This window comes from Oscillibacter valericigenes (assembly GCF_016902445.1).
In the GTDB taxonomy this organism is placed as follows: domain Bacteria; phylum Bacillota; class Clostridia; order Oscillospirales; family Oscillospiraceae; genus Oscillibacter; species Oscillibacter avistercoris.
In genome coordinates this window covers 13,052-31,366 of the sequence record NZ_JACSNX010000011.1, presented here as the reverse complement: position 1 = coordinate 31,366, position 18,315 = coordinate 13,052, and the positions used below count along the sequence as shown (strand labels likewise).

Annotated in this window: 17 protein-coding genes; 8 read left to right on the top strand and 9 right to left on the bottom strand. The window is 56.7% G+C overall.

Annotation, left to right across the window (positions count from 1 at the left end; genetic code table 11):
- Positions 1–6 precede the first annotated feature (6 nt).
- The 7 genes from H9X91_RS08530 to H9X91_RS08505 form a co-directional block, all read right to left on the bottom strand.
- On the bottom strand, positions 7–696 hold the full coding sequence (locus tag H9X91_RS08530) for a peptidoglycan recognition protein family protein (protein ID WP_243414495.1): 690 nt from the start codon (positions 694–696) through the stop codon (positions 7–9).
- A gap of 17 nt (positions 697–713) precedes the next feature.
- Positions 714–2,096 (bottom strand): O-antigen ligase family protein, encoded by a 1,383-nt coding sequence (locus H9X91_RS08525; protein WP_204804313.1) that lies wholly within the window; start codon positions 2,094–2,096, stop codon positions 714–716.
- A gap of 105 nt (positions 2,097–2,201) precedes the next feature.
- Positions 2,202–3,035, bottom strand: a complete 834-nt coding sequence (locus H9X91_RS08520; protein ID WP_204804311.1) for a tyrosine-type recombinase/integrase — start codon at positions 3,033–3,035, stop codon at positions 2,202–2,204.
- A 101-nt stretch (positions 3,036–3,136) separates the two neighbouring features.
- The gene (locus H9X91_RS08515; RefSeq protein WP_204804309.1) at positions 3,137–3,289 is read right to left on the bottom strand and encodes a hypothetical protein; all 153 of its coding nucleotides are present in this window, start codon (positions 3,287–3,289) and stop codon (positions 3,137–3,139) included.
- 33 nt (positions 3,290–3,322) lie between these two features.
- Positions 3,323–3,637, bottom strand: a complete 315-nt coding sequence (locus H9X91_RS14715; RefSeq protein WP_338111964.1) for a tyrosine-type recombinase/integrase — start codon at positions 3,635–3,637, stop codon at positions 3,323–3,325.
- Positions 3,538–4,158 carry a tyrosine-type recombinase/integrase gene (locus tag H9X91_RS08510; protein ID WP_338111963.1) on the bottom strand — a complete coding sequence of 207 codons (621 nt, stop codon included), beginning with the start codon at positions 4,156–4,158 and terminating at the stop codon, positions 3,538–3,540. The genes H9X91_RS14715 and H9X91_RS08510 overlap by 100 nt, the downstream gene beginning before the upstream one ends.
- A 488-nt stretch (positions 4,159–4,646) precedes the next feature.
- Positions 4,647–5,732, bottom strand: coding sequence for a DUF6076 domain-containing protein (locus H9X91_RS08505; protein ID WP_204804307.1), 1,086 nt, complete (start codon positions 5,730–5,732; stop codon positions 4,647–4,649).
- 490 nt (positions 5,733–6,222) lie between these two features.
- Between H9X91_RS08505 and H9X91_RS08500 the strand changes: the two genes are divergently transcribed.
- The 5 genes from H9X91_RS08500 to H9X91_RS08480 all read left to right on the top strand — a co-directional run bounded on the left by H9X91_RS08500 (position 6,223) and on the right by H9X91_RS08480 (position 11,562).
- A complete protein-coding gene (locus tag H9X91_RS08500; protein ID WP_204804305.1) occupies positions 6,223–7,257 on the top strand; it encodes an AAA family ATPase in 1,035 nt (344 codons plus the stop codon).
- 151 nt (positions 7,258–7,408) lie between these two features.
- On the top strand, positions 7,409–7,726 hold the full coding sequence (locus H9X91_RS08495) for a plasmid mobilization protein (RefSeq protein WP_204804302.1): 318 nt from the start codon (positions 7,409–7,411) through the stop codon (positions 7,724–7,726).
- Positions 7,726–9,006 carry a relaxase/mobilization nuclease domain-containing protein gene (locus tag H9X91_RS08490; RefSeq protein ID WP_204804300.1) on the top strand — a complete coding sequence of 427 codons (1,281 nt, stop codon included), beginning with the start codon at positions 7,726–7,728 and terminating at the stop codon, positions 9,004–9,006. The genes H9X91_RS08495 and H9X91_RS08490 overlap by 1 nt, the downstream gene beginning before the upstream one ends.
- A 43-nt stretch (positions 9,007–9,049) precedes the next feature.
- Positions 9,050–10,258 carry a tyrosine-type recombinase/integrase gene (locus H9X91_RS08485; protein WP_204804298.1) on the top strand — a complete coding sequence of 403 codons (1,209 nt, stop codon included), beginning with the start codon at positions 9,050–9,052 and terminating at the stop codon, positions 10,256–10,258.
- 128 nt (positions 10,259–10,386) lie between these two features.
- Complete coding sequence (locus H9X91_RS08480) at positions 10,387–11,562, top strand: tyrosine-type recombinase/integrase (protein WP_204804296.1); 1,176 nt, start codon at positions 10,387–10,389, stop codon at positions 11,560–11,562.
- Between the two features lie 545 nt (positions 11,563–12,107).
- On the opposite strand, the gene H9X91_RS14400 is transcribed toward H9X91_RS08480, so the two are convergent.
- Both H9X91_RS14400 and H9X91_RS14395 read right to left on the bottom strand, forming a co-directional pair.
- Positions 12,108–12,500 carry a nucleotidyltransferase substrate binding protein gene (locus tag H9X91_RS14400; RefSeq protein WP_243414494.1) on the bottom strand — a complete coding sequence of 131 codons (393 nt, stop codon included), beginning with the start codon at positions 12,498–12,500 and terminating at the stop codon, positions 12,108–12,110.
- Positions 12,484–12,768: a nucleotidyltransferase family protein gene (locus H9X91_RS14395; protein ID WP_243414493.1), complete on the bottom strand. Its 285-nt coding sequence runs from the start codon at positions 12,766–12,768 to the stop codon at positions 12,484–12,486. Before H9X91_RS14395 ends, H9X91_RS14400 begins: the two co-directional genes overlap by 17 nt.
- Positions 12,769–13,502: 734 nt before the next feature.
- On the opposite strand from H9X91_RS14395, the gene H9X91_RS08470 reads away from it, so the two are divergent.
- The 3 genes from H9X91_RS08470 (at position 13,503) to H9X91_RS08460 (ending at position 18,208) form a co-directional block, all read left to right on the top strand.
- On the top strand, positions 13,503–15,464 hold the full coding sequence (locus H9X91_RS08470) for an RNA polymerase sigma factor (protein ID WP_204804294.1): 1,962 nt from the start codon (positions 13,503–13,505) through the stop codon (positions 15,462–15,464).
- A 300-nt stretch (positions 15,465–15,764) separates the two neighbouring features.
- Entirely contained in the window at positions 15,765–16,730 is a 966-nt protein-coding gene (locus tag H9X91_RS08465; RefSeq protein ID WP_204804292.1) for a hypothetical protein, read from the top strand.
- 20 nt (positions 16,731–16,750) lie between these two features.
- The gene (locus H9X91_RS08460; protein WP_204804291.1) at positions 16,751–18,208 is read left to right on the top strand and encodes an OmpA family protein; all 1,458 of its coding nucleotides are present in this window, start codon (positions 16,751–16,753) and stop codon (positions 18,206–18,208) included.
- Positions 18,209–18,315: the final 107 nt, after the last annotated feature.

The following is an 18,315-nucleotide window of genomic DNA, read 5'->3' as shown; positions in this document are numbered from 1 at the left end:
TCGGCTTTAATAGCCCTTCAGATTTTTGCTGACTGTTTCTGCGATCTCCTCCATTCTGCTCTCCAGATAGGGCCCGGGACACGCTGTGTCCGCGAACATCTTGTGGATGGTCAGGCTTCCATTGGCATCCCCCGTATAGACCAGTTCTTCCATGCCGTTGCGCCGGCAGATGTCCGTACACAGGGCGATGAGCGCCTCGTAGGCGCGGTCGCTGACCCGCCAGTTGCCGCCTGTTTCCTCGTTGGCCACCTCGATGGTGACTGCCGCATGATCGTTTTCAGGGCTGGAGCTTGCCCACGAACGATTTGCCTCTTCCACATAGAGGCCGACATTCCCGTCACTGTCGATCCCGTAGTTGGCGGAGGCCTCCCGGTCCCGTCTGCCGAAGGAGGCGCCCAGCGCGTCCAGCGCGAGATCCCCTCCCATGTGGTGGATCGTGATCTTGGTGATCTTCTCCTCTCTGGGAAAGTCGGCATTAGGGGACAGACGGACATACGAGGTGAGGGGGCTGTTTCTGGCGATGACCTCCGCCGCCTCCTCCTCTGTCAGGTCCTTCCCCACATAGGGGGGAAGCGCCTGCTGCGCCTGATAGGCCCCGGCCAGGGTAACGGCGGCCAGAACGCAGAAGGCCGCCAGTAGCGCCGCCATGCCATGCGGACGCGGGCGCGCTTTTTTCGATTGTGCTTTTGTGCTCAAATCGTGCCATCACCTCCTTACCAGAAGATCTGGACCATGTTCCAGGCAAACAGCACAGCGAAGACACTGAACATGCACTTCACGGCGGCTCCGCTCAGACGGCGTTTTTTCCCTTCGTCGTCTCCGGCGGTCATGATCAAAAACGGCACGGTCGCCATATAGAAAAAGCTGGTATCCATCAGGTTGTGGACGAGGGCGGCAGAAAACGCGCCCCGCTGGGCCGGATCCTCCCGCTTGCGGAAATGGCGGACCACGGCGATGGCCAGCATGGCCATGGCGATCAGCCCCAGTTCCACCCCCACATGGACAAACACATTGTGAATGTGCCAAGTGTTGAAGTACGTATCCGCATCCTGCAGGTTCAGTCTCCGCCACTGATAGGGCCCAACGCCCAGCAGGGGATCCACCCCCAGATATCCCAGCCCGTTCCGGATCATGGCCAGCCGTTCCGCAAATGTCGCCGCAGCGTTTGGCCTTAAAAAGGCCACCACGCCCGCACCCAAAGCTCCGGTCAGGCAGATCAGGAGCTTTGCCCATTTCCCGTCGGACAGTTCCCGCTCAAACTGGCCCCGATACCATGCTCCGATCAGGATATAGCCGCACAGGATCAGGCAAAGCCATGGCCAGTTCGTAGCGTTTCCAGCAATGTAGAGAAGGATCCCGCAGCCGCCGGCGAAGATCATTTCCGCCAATCGACACAGCAGGGAGGAAAAGCATTCTTTTCCATAGAAATGCATCACAAGGACGCCGATGCCCAGCGCCCCAAATGCCCCAAGGGAAAGCGTCAGCGCCAGGGCTGTCAGTGTAATGAATTCCAGGCCCCGCAGGAACCGCTCCAGCGCGGGCCCATTCTCTTCCCGCAGGCAGCTCTGCAGGGCAAACCACCCAAGCGCCAGCATCGCGCCCATGGCGTTGGGATTTCCCATCAGGCCGGACAATCTGGTCGCCGACCCGGAGAATGCCGCCATCACGAACTGCCCGATACCGATGGTGGCCATCACACCGACCCATACGGCGCATAGACTTTTGAGAAGTCTCCGCTCCTGACTGCCAAGATATGACATCAGAAGGTAGATCACCGGAAAAACCGACTGCGTGGAGGCATATCCATCCAGCGTGTTGCCGTAGGTGCGGTATCCGGAAAGCAGGCTGATCCCGTTATAGAGAATCAGCGGGACCAGGATCCACAGGTCCACCCGCACAGAAGACTGCACAAGCCCTATGGCACACAAAAACAGGCCGACAAGAGAGACAATGATAAAATTTCCCGCGCCGATAAATGTAAATATGAAGAATGCAAGAAATAGCGTCACAGCGATATACCGTGACTCACCGGACGCCTGCCTTTCCTTTTCCCGGCTGCGCAAATCGCCGTGCTTTCTTTTCAACTTCCCGCTCATGGCTTCTCCTGCAAAATGTGAGATATTCTGTGGTTCTGCTGATTCACGCTGGGGAGCTGATTATTTGCCGTCTCGGCAGGCTCCAGTTCCCGCATACAGGCGGGATCACGTGTTCTCCCAGCCCACGGCTAGCTGCTCGGTGTTCAGCATCTGCTCATAAGATCGTGCCGTCAGCAGGCGGATGTCATTCTCGATTTCCGCTTGAGTAGCCCGGTAGAGCCGCTGCAAGCCCCGGGGGGTACACTTGGCTGCCTCCACCCGTGCGTCCCGACTCAGGGATTGGATCTCCGCCGTCACCTGGGTCCGCTGCAGAGAGCGTCCGTTCCGAGATACAAACACCGGGCCGGACCGGATGCCATTTCTGGCAATATAATCCAGCAGCTCCCGCCGCAGGCAACCAGGAATCGGTCTCTGCTCCCCGCTGACCGACAGCCACCCCGTCTCTACGGCCTCCGCTGTCAACAGGGGCAGCTCTCCCACCCGAATGCCGGTCAGAGCGAATACCTTTACCATTAGGTAGATCCGCTCCCTCTCCAAGGTCCGGGCTGTCTGCAGCAGCCGCAGATACTCCGTCCGTGTCAGCTCTGGCTGGATCTCGGGCACCGCATCCAGCTGTCCCACCAGCTGCAGGTCCCGCCGCCCCATGTACTCCAGCAGGCCGTTGGCGGCGGAGAGATGGATGTTGACGCTCCCAGGGGAGTACCCCCGGTCAAGCAGCTTATTCTGCCAGTCGACCAGCGTCTCCCTCCGGACCAGCTTGTCCGGAGGCAGGTCCTCCCACAGGGTCCGCAGTCTGGAAGCGTAGCCCCGCACCGTGGCAACACTTCGCCCCCGGGCCGACAGGTCCGCCAGATAGGCACGGACTGATTCCGTAGTAATACGGGCCGGCTGATCCAGAGCGGTAGCAGCCTTGGTCGGTGTGCTCTTAAAGGCTTTCATCCCGCTCTCACCTCATGACAAAATCATCATTTTGATATAGAATGCTGCAAAAAACAAATGAACTACATATTGTTTATTTGTTTAATTTATCACAGATTCCTTTATTTTTCAAGAGCGCCAAAGAATTTTTGCAGCAAAAATAAGCCGGAATAAGCTGGAATTTGACCGGCTTCTGTTTTTGCGCCTATTTTCAGCCCGCAAAATATGTGCGGATTATTTTGCGTCCAAAATGCAGAGAGCATCTCTCTGTCCATAGGCTCTTTCTATTCAAAGTGATGATTTTGTTGTTAAGAGACCAACTGCAGACGATCCAGGATCCTGGCGTGCTCTTCCCCGGAGGTGACCAAGTAGATTCTGGTGGTCTCAATGGAGCTGTGTCCCAGAACATCTGCCAGCCGGGCGATATCCCGGCATACCCGGTAGAAGGTGGTTGCGAACAGGTGCCGCAGGTTGTGGGGAAAGACCTTGCTGGTTTCCACTCCCGCCTTTGCACACAGAGTCTTCATCTCCGCCCAGATCTGCCGGCGGGAGAGACCGGTCCCGTTTCTGGTGAGAAAGATCTCACCGGAAACGGTTTTGTTTTCTTCAGCAGCTTGCGGCACAGCTTGCCAGGAATGAGGACTGTGCGGATCTTCCCCTTTAGGGAGATTTCCGCCTTTCCATGTCCCACTGCCTCCACAGTGAGGTAACGCACCTCGCTGACACGGATTCCTGTAGCACAGATAGTCTCCATCAGCAAAGCCAGCCGCTCCCGGCCCTGGGCGTAGGCAGCGGCAATCAGGCGCTCGTACTCAGACCGGGTCAGTTCCCGACACTCGTCCCGGAACATGCGGTGCTGGATCTTCAGGAATTTAACCCGGCAGTTCTCCCAGCCAGTAAATCGGAGGAAGCTATTGACAGCCGCCAGCATGGAGTTGACCGTGACCGGAGCTAAGCCCCTTTCCAGCAGGGAATCCTTCCATGCTGAGATCCGTTCCTTTGTCACCGCCTCGCCATTCAGCCAGGCTGCGAGTGCCCCAACATCCCGCTGATACTTTTCAACGGTACCGGGGCCTTTTTCCTCATTGAGAAGCCAGGCGTTATAAGCTATAATCTGTTCTGATGTGATCACTTGCTGTTCCATGGAGTTCCTCCTTTTCGGTAATTGTTTTTATTTTACCGTCTTGAACAGCACTTATGTGTACTGACTTGATCTTATAGGATGTTCCCCGCCCATGCGGAGTTCCTGTTATCCTTTATTGGAATAAAAAATCAGTTTTCCCATTTGGTCGATACAGGAATGCAGATTCTGTAGCGATTGTTCAGTGCCCGCATCTATTTAGTTGTATAGCAAACATGAAGGATTTATTAGAATTTCTTTCTTATCAGTTAGTACGTTCCACACTGCCCGCGCAAATCACTCCTGATGGCAACATTGGAACGGCTACATCAGCACTGCCTTTAAAGCCATTATCCCACCGTCAGAGAACGTTATTTTCCGTAGGATCAGCAGTTCTAGGAAGCTAAACTGAAGGATAGTCTGCTCCTCGGCTACTCCCTATTGTCTCTGATAAGCCCAACGGTCTAACAGCAGCGGAAGCCTGTCCCATCCGGGACAGGCTTCCTGTTTTCTCACAGTGCATCCAGTTTCTGCACGTACTCCTCCCGGGTGATCTGGCGGGCGGTGAATGCGTCCTTCAATTCCTGGGCCCGGGCCACCTGCCGGTTCCACGCGTCCGTGGTAATCCGCCCCCGCCGCTTCCGGGCCTTCAGACGGTTATATATCCGGCTGTACTCCCGGGCCGCTGTCTCAGTTCTCCGTTTCTCCTTTTCACGCTCATGGGCTCCGACTTGCCGGCAGGTCTTCCCCTTCGCACCCGGCACCACCCGATTGCAATAGAGGGTGTCGTATCCGCCCTCTGCCAGAAACCACCGACCACAGTGGGCGCACCGCCGGGGCAGGTTCCCCGCACCCATGCCCTTGTATAGATCCACGTACAAAAAGCTGGCGAGGCTCTCAAAGGTCATCTGCTCCGCCAGCGTCAGACGGTGGGTTCTTGTCTCCATGATGGGAACCAGGGAGATGTTCACTGGGTAATCAAAGGAGACTGTGTCCAGATCCACGGTGGCATCTTCCCACACTTCCCCTTCGTCCTCCGTGTCCTTCCGTTGCTGCATGGCCTCCTCCATGATCCAACGATAGCTGGCGTAGGCCTGGAGATAGTCCTGCCGCTTCCTGGAGGGCAGGTTCTGAAAGAACTCCTCCAGCATCCACGTTGCGTTTTTTACAAAGGCCTGTAGCTCGTCCTCTAGGCTCTCCAGCTTTTCCATCCACCGGGTGTACGCCTCGTTGCGGGGCGTCCCCGGTGTCAGCATATCATCCGTCAGATCCGGGTGCTCCCGCAAATACAGGAGCAATGCCTCCATCTGATGATCCCCTGGCAGCAGTTTGTTATAGAGCGGCAGCTTCCCCAGCACCCGCCACAACTCCCGCATCGCCTGGAGGGCCATCCCACTGCTGGATGGATTTCTGGACGCCAGAAATACCTGGAACTCCTCCTGAAACCGTTTCAGAGGCCAGCGGATGTCTGCGACCGCCTCCCACCCCCGATCTAGCATCTCCGCCGCAAAGGTACCCAGCGGATAGTGCTTTCCATCCACGATGCTGTCCTCCGGCGTAAAGTCCACGCGAAAATAGTCTACGGCATCATGATTCATATAGTACATTCTCTGCCACGCCCCTCTGTACCCGATACACTTTTCAAATTTTACCCGACTTACTTTCAGAGACGCTAAACTTTGTTCCAAGGTCTTGCAATGGTTTGCGGCTCTGTTATACTAGCATTATACCCGATTAGTATATCATTACTCCATCAGGTATGCAACCTCATCTACCTTGACAACCGAATCCCACCGCTGGAAATCGAACGTTCCAGGAGAAGTATCGCCAGGACTCCGCTGGTTCTGTCACAGCGGACGAGCGTACCAATGGAGCAGAGAGGACTCCGGTGTGTGGACACTCAAACCATCAGGAGGTGGTGACCGCTCATCCATCGCAGGAAAAGGAAAACCGCCAAACTGCTGCAACAGCCTGGCGGCGCGCCGCGTTTCGGAAAACGCAGTTCCCATCTGTGTTCAGTCTAACAGAGAGCCTGCCGAAGCGCAAGACATTTTTTCTCTGCAATTCAAAATACATCAGGAGGTTCTCATGCCAATCAAAAAACTGAATACCATTGACGCAGATACCTTGCAGAGCATTCCCTACGAACCGCTCTCGTTCGTCGTGGAGGATCTGCTGCCCCAGGGACTCCATCTGCTGGCGGGGGCGCCGAAGATCGGCAAGTCCTGGCTGGCCCTATGGTTGTGCCTCTGTACCGCACAGGGCAAACCCCTCTGGAATTTCGCCACAAAACCCTGCGAAGTTCTCTACCTCTGCTTGGAGGACAGCTTCCAGCGCATCCAAAGCCGCCTCTTCGATCTCACCGAGGACGCACCCCCGTCGCTACACTTCGCCGTGATGGCAGAGCAACTCCACAGTGGACTGGTGGAACAGATTGAACAGTTCCTCAAAGAGCATCCGGTCACTGGTCTGGTAGTCATCGACACCCTCCAGCGCATCCGCACGGTCGGTAATGAGACCAATCCCTACGCCAGCGACTACCGGGATATCGGCGTTCTCAAAGCGCTGGCGGACCGTCACCGCATTGCCATCCTGCTGATCCACCACCTGCGAAAGCTGAATGACGACGATCCCATGAACATGATCTCCGGCACCACGGGTCTGAGCGGCGCCACAGACTCCAACTTTGTGCTCCGCAAGAGCAAGCGTGGTGAGAACTCTGCCACCCTCTACTGCACGGGCCGGGATATCGCCTACCGAGAACTGTCTCTGGAATTCAATGTTGAGAACCATGTTTGGAATCTGCTCGGTGACAACTGCGAGCAGGCGGGACCGTTCAATGACCGGATCGTTGTTCTCCTCTCCGCATTGCTGCGGGCGCAGCCGGAGATCTGCGTCCCTGCCAAGGTGCTGCTGGAAAAGATCGACCCTGCCGGCATCGAAGGACTGACGCCCAACAGTCTCTCCCACCAAATTCGGAAAAACGTTGAGGTTTTAAGGAACAGCGGGATCGTCGTATCGTTCCGCAGGAGCAACGGGGGCAGGCTCATCTGCCTGAAAAGTGTCGATGGTGTCGATGATCTCGCTGCCGAAAAGATCGTCACCATCGACTCTGTTGAATGATTTGCTGGATGCGGTGCGCACGGCTCCGACAAGGGAAAACCTCCCATTCGGGAGGGCAAGCAGAGCGCCTGTCCGACTTTGTCGGTCTTGGCGCCGCCGGAAAACCGGCGATTTCCGGGCGGAAGCCCGGACCCACTTTACGGAGGTATACATGAAACAAAAAAAAGAAAAGCGGATCACCCTTCGACTGACACCGGAGCAGTATGAAGCCATCCAGTCTAAGGCGGATACAGCCCAAATGTCCACGGGAGCCTATGTCCGCACCGCCGCCCTGCGTCACAGGGTGGTGGTAATCGGCGGGCTGAAGGAGTTCACCCATGAGCTGAAAGGCATCGGCCGCAACCTGAACCAGCTGGTGGTATTGTCCAACATGGGGAAGATCCAGGACGTGTACTTGGGTGAGACGATGGAGGCCCTGGGACAGATCTACTGTCAGCTCCGGGATCTGGCGGAGCAGGAGAAGCGCTGATGGCCACGGTCACCTTCATCAAATACCAGAAACAGTCTGCCAGTGCCCTCCGTGGCGTAGCGCAATATGTGTCTCAGGATGAGAAAACACTGGATGAAAACGGCAGCCAGTTGATCAGCGGGCAGAACTGCACGCCCCCACTGGTCAGCCAGGAGTTCCAGGCCACGCGGGATATGTACCACAAGGAGAGTCCCGTGTGGTTTTACCACTACGTCCAGTCCTTTTCTCCGGATGAGGTGATCATTGGGGAGCAGGCCCAGCAACTGACTAAAGAGTTCGCCGCCAAAGCTTGGCCAGACAGCGAGGTGCTAATCGCCACCCACTTGGACGCCGAGCACATCCACTCCCACTTCATCGTCAACGCGGTATGCTGGGAGAGCGGCAAGATGCTCCGGCAGGGGCCGAATACCCTTCGCAGCCTGCGGCAGCTGTCGGATGAGCTGTGTCGAGAGCATGGATTCTCTGTCCTGCCGCAGCAGAAGAAAAAACAGTCCCAGGGCATGGGTGCCCGGGAGTATCGCTCCGCCGCCAAGGGCGAGAGCTGGAAGTTCCGGCTCATGAACACCATCGACCAGTGTATGCAGTTCGCCGCCAGCAAGGAAGAATTCATTTCCTTGATGGAGAGCGAGGGCTATCAGGTTCGATGGACTGCCAGCCGGAAGAATATCACCTACACCACGCCCCAGGGGATGAAGTGCCGGGATGACCGGCTCCACGAACTGAAGTACACGAAGGAGGTCATGGAACGTGAGTTCCGAGTCCGAGCGGAGATTATCTACAGAGGAATGGAAACGGCTGAATCAGCCCAGCAAGGTATCTCCCTCGCCGATGGTGCTGCTGCGAGAGGCGGACTGGGAAGAACTGCTGGATCGGCTGGACGGTCTGGAGGCCAGCGCTGCGGCACAGGAGGCCCTGTTACGGGCGTTGTCCCAGCAGGTGGGGCAGCGCCCCACCCAGGAGCAGACGGAGGCCCTGGCGTGGGATGTGGCCCAAATGCGGGCGGAGTTGAAACAGGCTGGGAAGAAGAGAGAGCTCTCTATCTCGCCGCCCAGTCTCCGGGCCGCGCTGTCGGTCTCGATCTGGCTGGCCCTGATCCTGCTGGCGACCATGGTTGGCATGGTGGTCTTGCAGACGATCTGGTCCGGCTTTGCCGCACTCTGGAAGGTGGTCAGGTTGCTGTTCCCGTGAGAGATTCCACCACCACACATCAGCACACTGACCGCAAGCTCCGGCAGAAGGAGCGGCAGAAAAAAAATCGCCCTCGGTCACAAAGCGGATGACCACGAGGACGAAATCGATTTGACTATGAAAGGATATTGAGATATGGCAAGTATCAAGCAACTGGACGACCGCAGGTTCAAGATCACCGTCAGCAACGGCTACCGCCCCGACGGGAAGAAAATCTGCAAAGCCAAGACCATTCGGGTGCCGGAGAGCATCCCCAAACGAGGCATCCCGCAGTATGTGGCTCACGAGGCGGAGGAACTGGAGCGTCAGTTCAAGACTGGGTACAGCGAGGACGGGAATATGACATTCGAGGAGTTCGCAGAGCGGTGGTTGGCCCGGCAGGTCCGGTACGCCCCCAGCACGTTGGAGAGCTACCGGAGGATGCTGGGGCGGGTATATCCCTTCATCGGCGCCATCCCCATCAACCGTCTGCGGCCCATCGCATTGGAGAATCTGCTGGCGGAGTTGCGGAAGCGGACATACCGGGGCAGACCCATCGGGGAGGCCACGGTGCAGAAGTACCTGACCGTGGTCTCCGCCGTTCTCAGCGACGCCAAGCGGAACGAGATCATCCAGAAGAATCCGGCCCGGATGATCGATCTGCCGATGACACACCGCACCGCTCAGTACATTCCCTCTCCAGCAGAGATTCAGAAGCTGCTGGATGTCCTGGCAAAGGAGCCGCGGCACTACCGGATGTTCTATCTCCTCTCCATGTGCACCGGCTGCCGCCGGGGTGAGCTATGTGCCCTCAAGTGGGAGGATTTTAAGTGTAGTGGAAACGGCCTGCTCCTCACGGTCAGCCACTCCCGCAGCATCGTCCCGGGAAAAGGTGTCGTGGAAGGCTCTACTAAGAACGGCCACAGCCGTGAGATCATTCTCTCATCCGACATCCGTGGGATCTTGGTGAGCTACCGCCGCAGGAAGCAGATGGAAGCCTTGCAGGCACACCGAGAACTCAGTCCCTATCTCTTCACGGACGAACATGGGCAGCTCATTCACCCGGATACGTTCACCAAGCGGCTGCGGAAAATCTATGCGTCCATAGGATTTCCGAAGGAATATCATCTGCACACGCTTCGCCACTACTATGTGACCTCCCTGCTCCACTCCGGCGTGGACAAGCAGACGGTGGCGGATCTGGTGGGCCATGCGGACACTGGCTTTCTGGAGCGCACCTACTGCCATCCGCAGCAGGAGCAGAAAGAGCAGGCTGCCAGCACCATGCGCGCCATGCTCCGGCCGGAGGGCGAAGCCCTGTTCAACCTGGCCGCCGCATATTCCTCAAAATCTCGCAGCGCCTGATTGTTGGTTTTGTAGAAAATGAGTTTCTCCGAAAGTTTCAATAGCTTTGCTTTCCCACTTGCAGTATGTTGTGTTTGCAAAACCGGCCTCAACTGGAACGAGGCCAAGGAAAGCGAGGTCAACACAACATGGCAAGTATTCGAAAGCGGGGCGGCAGCTACCTGCTGGTGGTCTCCATGGGTTACGACTACAAGGGGAATCGCATCAAGCCCAAACAAAAGACTGTCCATCCGCCGGAGGGACTGACGCCCAAGCAGAAAGAGAAATGGCTCAATGAGCAAGCAGTCCTGTTCGAGCGGGAGTGCAAGGGCCTGCCGCAGGAGGTGGACCGCTCCATCACGCTGGCGAAGTACACGGAGCTGTGGCTGCAAACTATCGCCCCTGGTAAGCTGGCCAAGTCCACCCTGGCCCGGGAGCGGCAGGACATCGATCGCTTCCTGCCGGTCCTGGGAAATCTCAAACTGATAGAGCTTCGTCCCGAGCACTTCCGACAGCTCTATGCCGATCTGCGGAAGGTGAAGAATCAAAGAACGGGAAAGCCGCTCTCCGAGTGCACCGTTGAGGGAGTCCACGCATGTCTGTGCGGGATCCTCTCCGATGCCATGGAGGGCGGCTTTCTGGACCATAACCCGGCTTGGCGGACGTACCGCTACGCTGGGAAGAAAAAAGAGAAGTTGATCGCCGACAAGGCCACCGCCCAGCGGCTCATCGCCGCCCTGGAGGAGGAAAGCCTCAAGTACGAGGCCTACTTCAAGCTCATCATCGCCACCGGGATGCGGCGGGGCGAGTGCTGCGGCCTGCAATGGGGTGACGTCAATTGGCAGGAACGCAGCATCCACATCCAGCGGAATGTGGTGAAGGTCACCGGCGAGGACATCATCGTCAAGGAAACGAAGACTGTGGCCGGAGACCGGTACGTCTACTTCTCTCTGGAGATGGAATCCCTGCTGAAAGAGTTCCAGCGGGAATGTGCCTGGGAGGCAGAGACCTATGATAATCGAAAGCTGGAGGACACGGACTACATCTTCCGCCGCCATGGGTACCGGCTCCCCATGACGCCCACCACCTTCACCTGGCGGTTCAAGCTGATCCTGAAGAAGCACGGCCTGCCGACCGCACTGAACGTCCACTCCCTGCGGCACACCAACGCCAGCCTCCTGATCGCCGGCGGCGCTGACGTGGCAACTGTGGCGGGCCTCCTGGGCCACAGCCAGCCGTCCACCACGCTGGACATCTATACTCATGCGTTCGATAAGAACAAGAAGGCGGCCAGCCAGGTGCTGCAGGAGGGGTTGGAGATTTGATGAAAAGCAGAGAAAAGAAACAGCCGCAGCTCCCCGTCACCCGCTGCGCCTGGTGTGGCTCGTATGACCTGGGGATCGGCTGGCAGCAGAATGAGGCCATCGTGACCTTCCGGCGGAATGGATTCTTGGGCAACCGGTTAAAGTACGTCATTTGCCGGAACTGCGGAGCCGTGCTGTACCAGTGTGTGGCGGAGCCGTGGAGGTTCCCACCGGTTGAATAATTCCTGAAAGGTCAACCTTTGACTGCGATTTGACCAACGAAAGTATCGAACTTTTTTAAGAGAAAAACCGCCGAAAGCGATACACTTTCGGCGGTTTTTGGTACGCCCGACTGGATTCGAACCAGCGACCTTTAGAGTCGGAGTCATCAGGCGGCCAAACGAGAAAGCATTGCGCCCCAGTGGTCTTGTGGGTTTTGGACAGATTTGCGGAGAATTGCAGAAAAATCCCGGGGGCATTGCGGTGCAATGCCTCCGGGGATTTTTTCGATAGTAGTCAAACAGTAGTCTGCGTCAGATGCAGAACGGCTCGGAGCCGGCGCTGTTTTATGCTTCCAGGTAGCGCTCAGCCAGGGCGGCAAGGGGACCGATATAGCGATCGCTGATATCCGCAACCACCTGGGCAGCTTGCGCGTCATCATACACGTGAGAGGTAATATTTCGGGAAGCCAGCATATCCAGCCAGACCTGTTGGTCGCTGATGATCTGCGCGGCATAGGCGGCCTTGAATACCTGTTTGGAGAAAACGATCCCGCTCATGTCGGCGCCCTGGTCTTCCAGGTATTCCCGCAGGGACTTCCAGGCCAGTTCAAAGGTGAACTCAAAGCGCTGGATCACGCCGTCACGAATGACAGTGGAGTCCGGATTTTGGGCGAGATCGGACAGCGCCTCCCGGAGCCGCTCCACAGCCCTGCGGTAATTTTCAACTTTCTGCAGCATAAAGGGTCACACCGTCCTTTTCGATGTTGGACAAAAATTCAGAGTCCATGTCAGGGGCCACATGAACGATATCCAGCTTTAGGAGCGTTGGAAGCTCCTCCGCATCCAGCCAGAAGGAAGTCCGATTTTCCGGGGGCATCCCGTACACCGCCAGGTCAATATCGCTGCGCTCACGGAAATCTCCCCTGGCCCGGGAGCCAAAGAGAACCAGTTTCCGGGCTCCATGCCGGCGGGCCAGCTCACCGAGCTGACGATAGATCTGTTCCATGGATACCTCCTTGACCGTTCCCCTACCGGGCAGCAATTTCGCTGTGGGGGAATTCTCTGCGGATGTCCACCGGTAGGCAAATCTTCTGCCGCAATCACACTCGGAATACCGGCCGTCTCGTTTTTGTTATCATAACACAGAAGAAACAAGATTAAAAGGCAATCTTCCTGTAGACAATGAAAATATCCTTTTTGCCGCTGATGTCATCAAATTCCGTTTACTGGTGAGGCTTCCCGCTGTGAAAACGTTGTCCCAAAACTTTGGGGCAAATTACGATCATCATCTCCAATGAAAAGTGATCTTTTTATAGGGCTGACTGTTTTCCACCCCAAACTATGTAAGTATTCTTCGACTTTACCGCAGAATCTCACAATTTCGTACACTTTCCGCAGAATGTCGGATGGTTGAGAGAACTGCCAAGATATGCTAGAATTTATAATATCTTCTGTTATGATTTTATAAAAAGACATCCTGCCCTCTAATTTTTTTCATAAAAATTTTCAAATTTTACAACCGCCTCCCTTTCTCATTCGTTCCATGGGTACAACAATCTCTGCAAAGGCAAAAGGGAGGAAGGAGAAAATGGACACGATCATTCGCTGGATCGTCAGGACAGCGATCGAATCATTTCCAATCAGTAAAAAGAAAAAGGGAGAGATATTACAAGCTATTCTGAAAGAGAAAAGGACGCGGAGGTAACCATAATGTATTGCATTCATTGTGGAAAATCAATCATGGAGAGTGCCCAAGTCTGCCCGTTTTGCGGAAGCCCGGTCAGCGCGCCGTCGCAGGCAGAAGACTGGTCCCGCTGCATCGCCCTGGCAAAGCAGGGAGACCAGGATGCCATGGCGTCCCTGTATGAAAAAACTTACAGCCAGGCCTTTTACACCATCAAGTCCATGATCAAGGACGAAGATGCGGTTTTTGATATTCTGCAGGATACATATATCAAGGCCTTTACCCACTTGGGCACTTTTACTTTTTATGGAGATTCCAAATTTCCCTCCTGGGTGCGGCAGATCGCGGCAAACACGGCGCGGGACTATCTGAAGCGGAAGAGGCCGGCGCTGTTTACCGAGCTTGTCCCAGAAGATGATGCCGATGCACCTGTAGAAGAACGCTTTGTGGACAGCAGCAGTGAGAACCAACCGGATATGGTCCTTGACCAGGCCGAGGCGGCGCGGCTGATCCGTGAGATCATCGACAGTCTCCCGGAGGATCAGCGGGCCGTCATCGGCATGTACTACTACCAGGAGATGCCGGTCAGGGACATTGCGGAGACTCTGGGCACATCGGAGAGCGCGGTTAAAAGCCGGCTGCTGTACGGCCGCAGAAAGATTGAGGCAAAGGTACGGGACCTGGAGAAGCGGGGCACCAAGCTATACGGCCTCTCTCCCCTTCCCTTCCTTCTCTGGCTTCTGCGGGGCCAGGAGGCACAGGCCGTTCATCTTCCCAGCCAGCGGGTTCTGCAGTGTGTGCTGGCACAGACTGCCCAGACTGCTGCAGCTGCGACATCCGGATCCGCTTTCGCGGCCGGAGCGTCGAACACGGCCGCAGCCGGGGGTACCGCAGCAACCAGTACGGGCGCAGCCGCCAGCGGACTGGGCATCGTGAAGTTGGGACTCATCGGTTTGGCCTCTGTGGCGGTGATCGGCGCTGGTGCATGGGGAATCCATCACCTTCAAGAACAGACAGCCGCGAATACGACCGCCATGGAAGATGAGTCTGGTACGGCGGAGAATGAAACAGAGTCCGCCCAAGACCCACAGGCTCCCGATTCTGATGATGCGGCCATCGCCCTCTACGGTGAGATCATCAGCAGTGCCCCCGACTACACCTACACCACCTCCGACTCGGCATCTACAGGCCATTACCGGTATTCTATCTTTGATTTGCAGAACGGCGATCCCGTGCCAACACTGCTTCTGGCCCAAGAGACGGACACAGGGAATTGGTATGTGCGATTCTTCCAGTACGACCCGGAGACGGATTCCGTGTTCCAGCCGGAGGAGAGTCTGGAAGAAGGCTCCAGCGGAGGCGGGTATCATGCCGGTCTGGCCCGGGAGGCAGATGGAAACGGCGTTCGCCTTACAGAGACCTACGGCGGAAGCGGCGATACCGAGATCACCCGCATTACCCTTGCGGACGGGACACTGGTTCGGGAACCCCAGTGGTCCGGGAAATTCACTGAAGTGCCGGAGGAACTGGGCCTAACTGAAATCAAATGGACAGAGGTCTCCTTCCATAGTTCCGGTCAAAGTGAGACTGTAGGGGGCGGCGGAAAGTCAGAGATCGAGGCAGAACCTGTTTCTCCGCCTGACTCCGAAAGCCGGGGAAACAGCGCAGAAGACGGCCGCATCGTCTTCACCGGTACCGTAGGCACTTACAGCTATGAAGAAGTCATTGACCTGCAGGGCTGTCCCGATCCCAACGCCCCCTGGACCGACTCCAGCCAGACCTTCCATCTGATCGTGCTGGATACACCGCAAGAGATGGAGCTGCAATCAGGTGACCCGCTGGGTTCTCCAAGGAGCGGGATGGTGCGGCTGATTTCGGTTGCTTACGCAGAGGGCCTGGAGCAATATGACGGGCAGCATCTGACTTTCAGCATTGACCCCAGCAATACCTACTGGCCCAGCGACACCTCTATGCCGGTGGGCCAGCCCGCCACAAGAGATGTCCATGTGGTGGGATAAGCGGGCGCAGTAACGCTGACGAAAAGCTGCCTGATCAAAAGAAACACGGATTGAGGGGAACATACAAAGCGAAGCAAACACCTGCTTTACCCTATGCCGCTTGGACGCAGCCATATTGCTGTCCGCCCAAGGCGTGAACTGTGTGTTCAAAAGAAGGCAGCATCTTGGTGGAACCCTCGATCCTGTGCTCCCTGCTAGATGGGCAATATTGGAGACAGGAAATATGCATGCTGTAAGAAAGTGAAATCGCCCCGAGATCGCAAAGAAATTTCATGAATTAGGAGAGGAAGATGATTTTTCATGATTAGAAAGCTGACCTTGTTTTTATTGACCGCCTGTATGCTGCTCACCTTGGCCGCCTGCGGCGGGGGCACAGAGGAGGGAGCGCTCCAGTCGGCGCAATCGCAGGGCAACAGCAGTCAAGAGGACGATGACGCCTCCGCTGGGGACCTGCAGCCCATCGCGCTCCAGGGAGGGATCGACCAGGAGAGTGCGGAAGCTGTACCGCTGGACACCAAGCTGGCAGGTAAAACCGGCCAAGATGAGAGCCGGTGGTACGCATTTACCACGGATACAACAGAGAACGCCACATACAAGATCACGGCGGTCAATCAGACACCGGAGACCAGCGACCTGTGCCTGCGGGTTTATGACGAGTCTGGCGAGACGATCCATGACCCCTATGGCTCCCCGTTAAAGGCAGGACAGAGCGGAAGAGCGGCCACACTCAGCCTGGACCTGCCGCCCGAAACCACCTATTACATCAAAATCTGGGCTGACAAGGGTGACGTCATTGACTATGTCCTGACTGTTCGAAGTCCGGAGGGACAGCTTCCGGAGAACAACACGGCGCAGCCCGGACCGGAACCGGCAGACGGTCTGGAAATCCAGGCCGCTACCAATCAGGACGACGCCCAGCTCATCCCCTTGAATGCCAAGCTGGAGGGCAAAGTGAGCCGGGACAAGGCGCAATGGTATGCCTTCTCCACAAATTCCGCGGAGAATGCTACCTACAATCTAACTACGGTAAACATGACCAGAGGCACAGGCGACCTCGATCTGCGGGTCTATGATGTATACGGGGACACGCTCCACGATCCCTACGGCTCTCCGCTGCAGGCGGCACAGAAGGGCCAGGCGGCCACACTCAGTCTGGACCTGCCGCCCGAAACCACCTATTACATTCGTATCTGGGCCGACAAGGGAGATACGATCGAATACACTCTGAACATCCAGGCGCCGGATGATCCGGCGACCCAGGGATGAGCAGGAAGGGGGAAATGATGATGAAACAGATTGCTGCATGGATTCTTGCATGGATGCTCGTCTTTACGCTGACCGGCTGCGGCGGAAAGGATGCATCGGATGAACCAGCTCAGGAAGAAACCCTTCAGACCGAGGAAGCCGACTCTGCCAAGCAGCCGGACAACGGCTCGCTGACCGTGGTGTCAGACGGCTTGGAAGAAACGGCGGAACAGGGCGAAACCCTCCGGGGCGGGACCAACCAAAATGACGCGGTCCTGCTGCCTCTGAACACCCGGCTGACCGGAAAAGCCACACAGGAAGGCGGCCTGTGGTACGCTTTCACCACCGGTTCGGCAGAAAATGCGACGTATAAGATCACGGCGGTCAACAAGACCCTGGGCACTGGAAACCTTGACCTGCGGGTCTATGACGCATATGGGAAAACGATCCATGACCCCTATGGTTCTCCGCTGCAGGCGACCCAGGTGGGGCGGGCATCCACCCTCAGCCTGGAGCTGCCCCCCGATACGACCTATTACATCTATATCTGGTCGGAGAAGGAAGACAGCATCGAATACTCCCTGATTATTCGGGACCCGGAAGAGCAGAAAACCGGATATTCCACCGCCGGAAGTGTATCCGAGGCTGTGGGAGCCGTGGCCGGGCAGGAGATCTCCGCCGGCACCAACCAGGATGACGGCGGCATGATCCCCCTGGAGGCCCAACTTTCCGGCAAAGTGAGCAACAACCTGGGCCAGTGGTTCGCCTTTACCACCAACTCGGTGGAAAATGCCACCTATGAGATCACTACTGTCAACATAACGCCCGGGACAGGGAACCTCGATCTGCGGGTCTATGATGTATATGGAAGTACTATGCACGACCCCTATGGCGCTCCGCTTCAGGCAGCGCAGGACGGAAAGGCAGCCACGCTCAGCTTGGAACTGCCGCCCAACACCACCTATTACATTTACATTTGGGCGGACAAGGGAGACAGCATTCAGTACACGCTCAGGATCCATGGTCCGGAGGAACCGACGGCCGAGTCTGGAACGGCCACCGTAGAGCAAGAACCCCTGGTTTTTGAGACGCCCTTTGAGCTCAACTCCACCCAGGTGATGTTTAAGGCAGAGAGCGACGCCTTTATCAATGAAGAAGCCGCCAAGGAAGCTCTGAAGCCGGTAGCCGAGGTGATTCTGGCCCATCCTGACCACAAAATCTTGTTGGCGGGCACCACGGCTACCGACGGCAGTCAGCAGGCCCGTGTGGAGCTGTCCAACCGGCGGGCCGCAGCAGTGAAAGGACTGCTGGTCAGCGCCTTCGGAGTGCCGGAGGATCAGCTGCTGACCATCGGTCTGGGGTTTGAAGCTGATCCCTTCGTCCGGGGTCAGGACCGGGACGCCAACGGCAAATTCGTAGAGAGCGAGGGAGCCAAAAACCGCCGGGTCGTAGTGATGGATGTCAACGATCCTATTGCCCAGGAACTGCTGAATTCATAATGCGGTCTGGCCGAATTCGGAATGCAGGGCAGTATGTGTCACAATCCGCCAAGCCATAAGAATGCAAATAGGCCGAAACAGGGCTGGCAGAAAGAATCTCCGGCTCT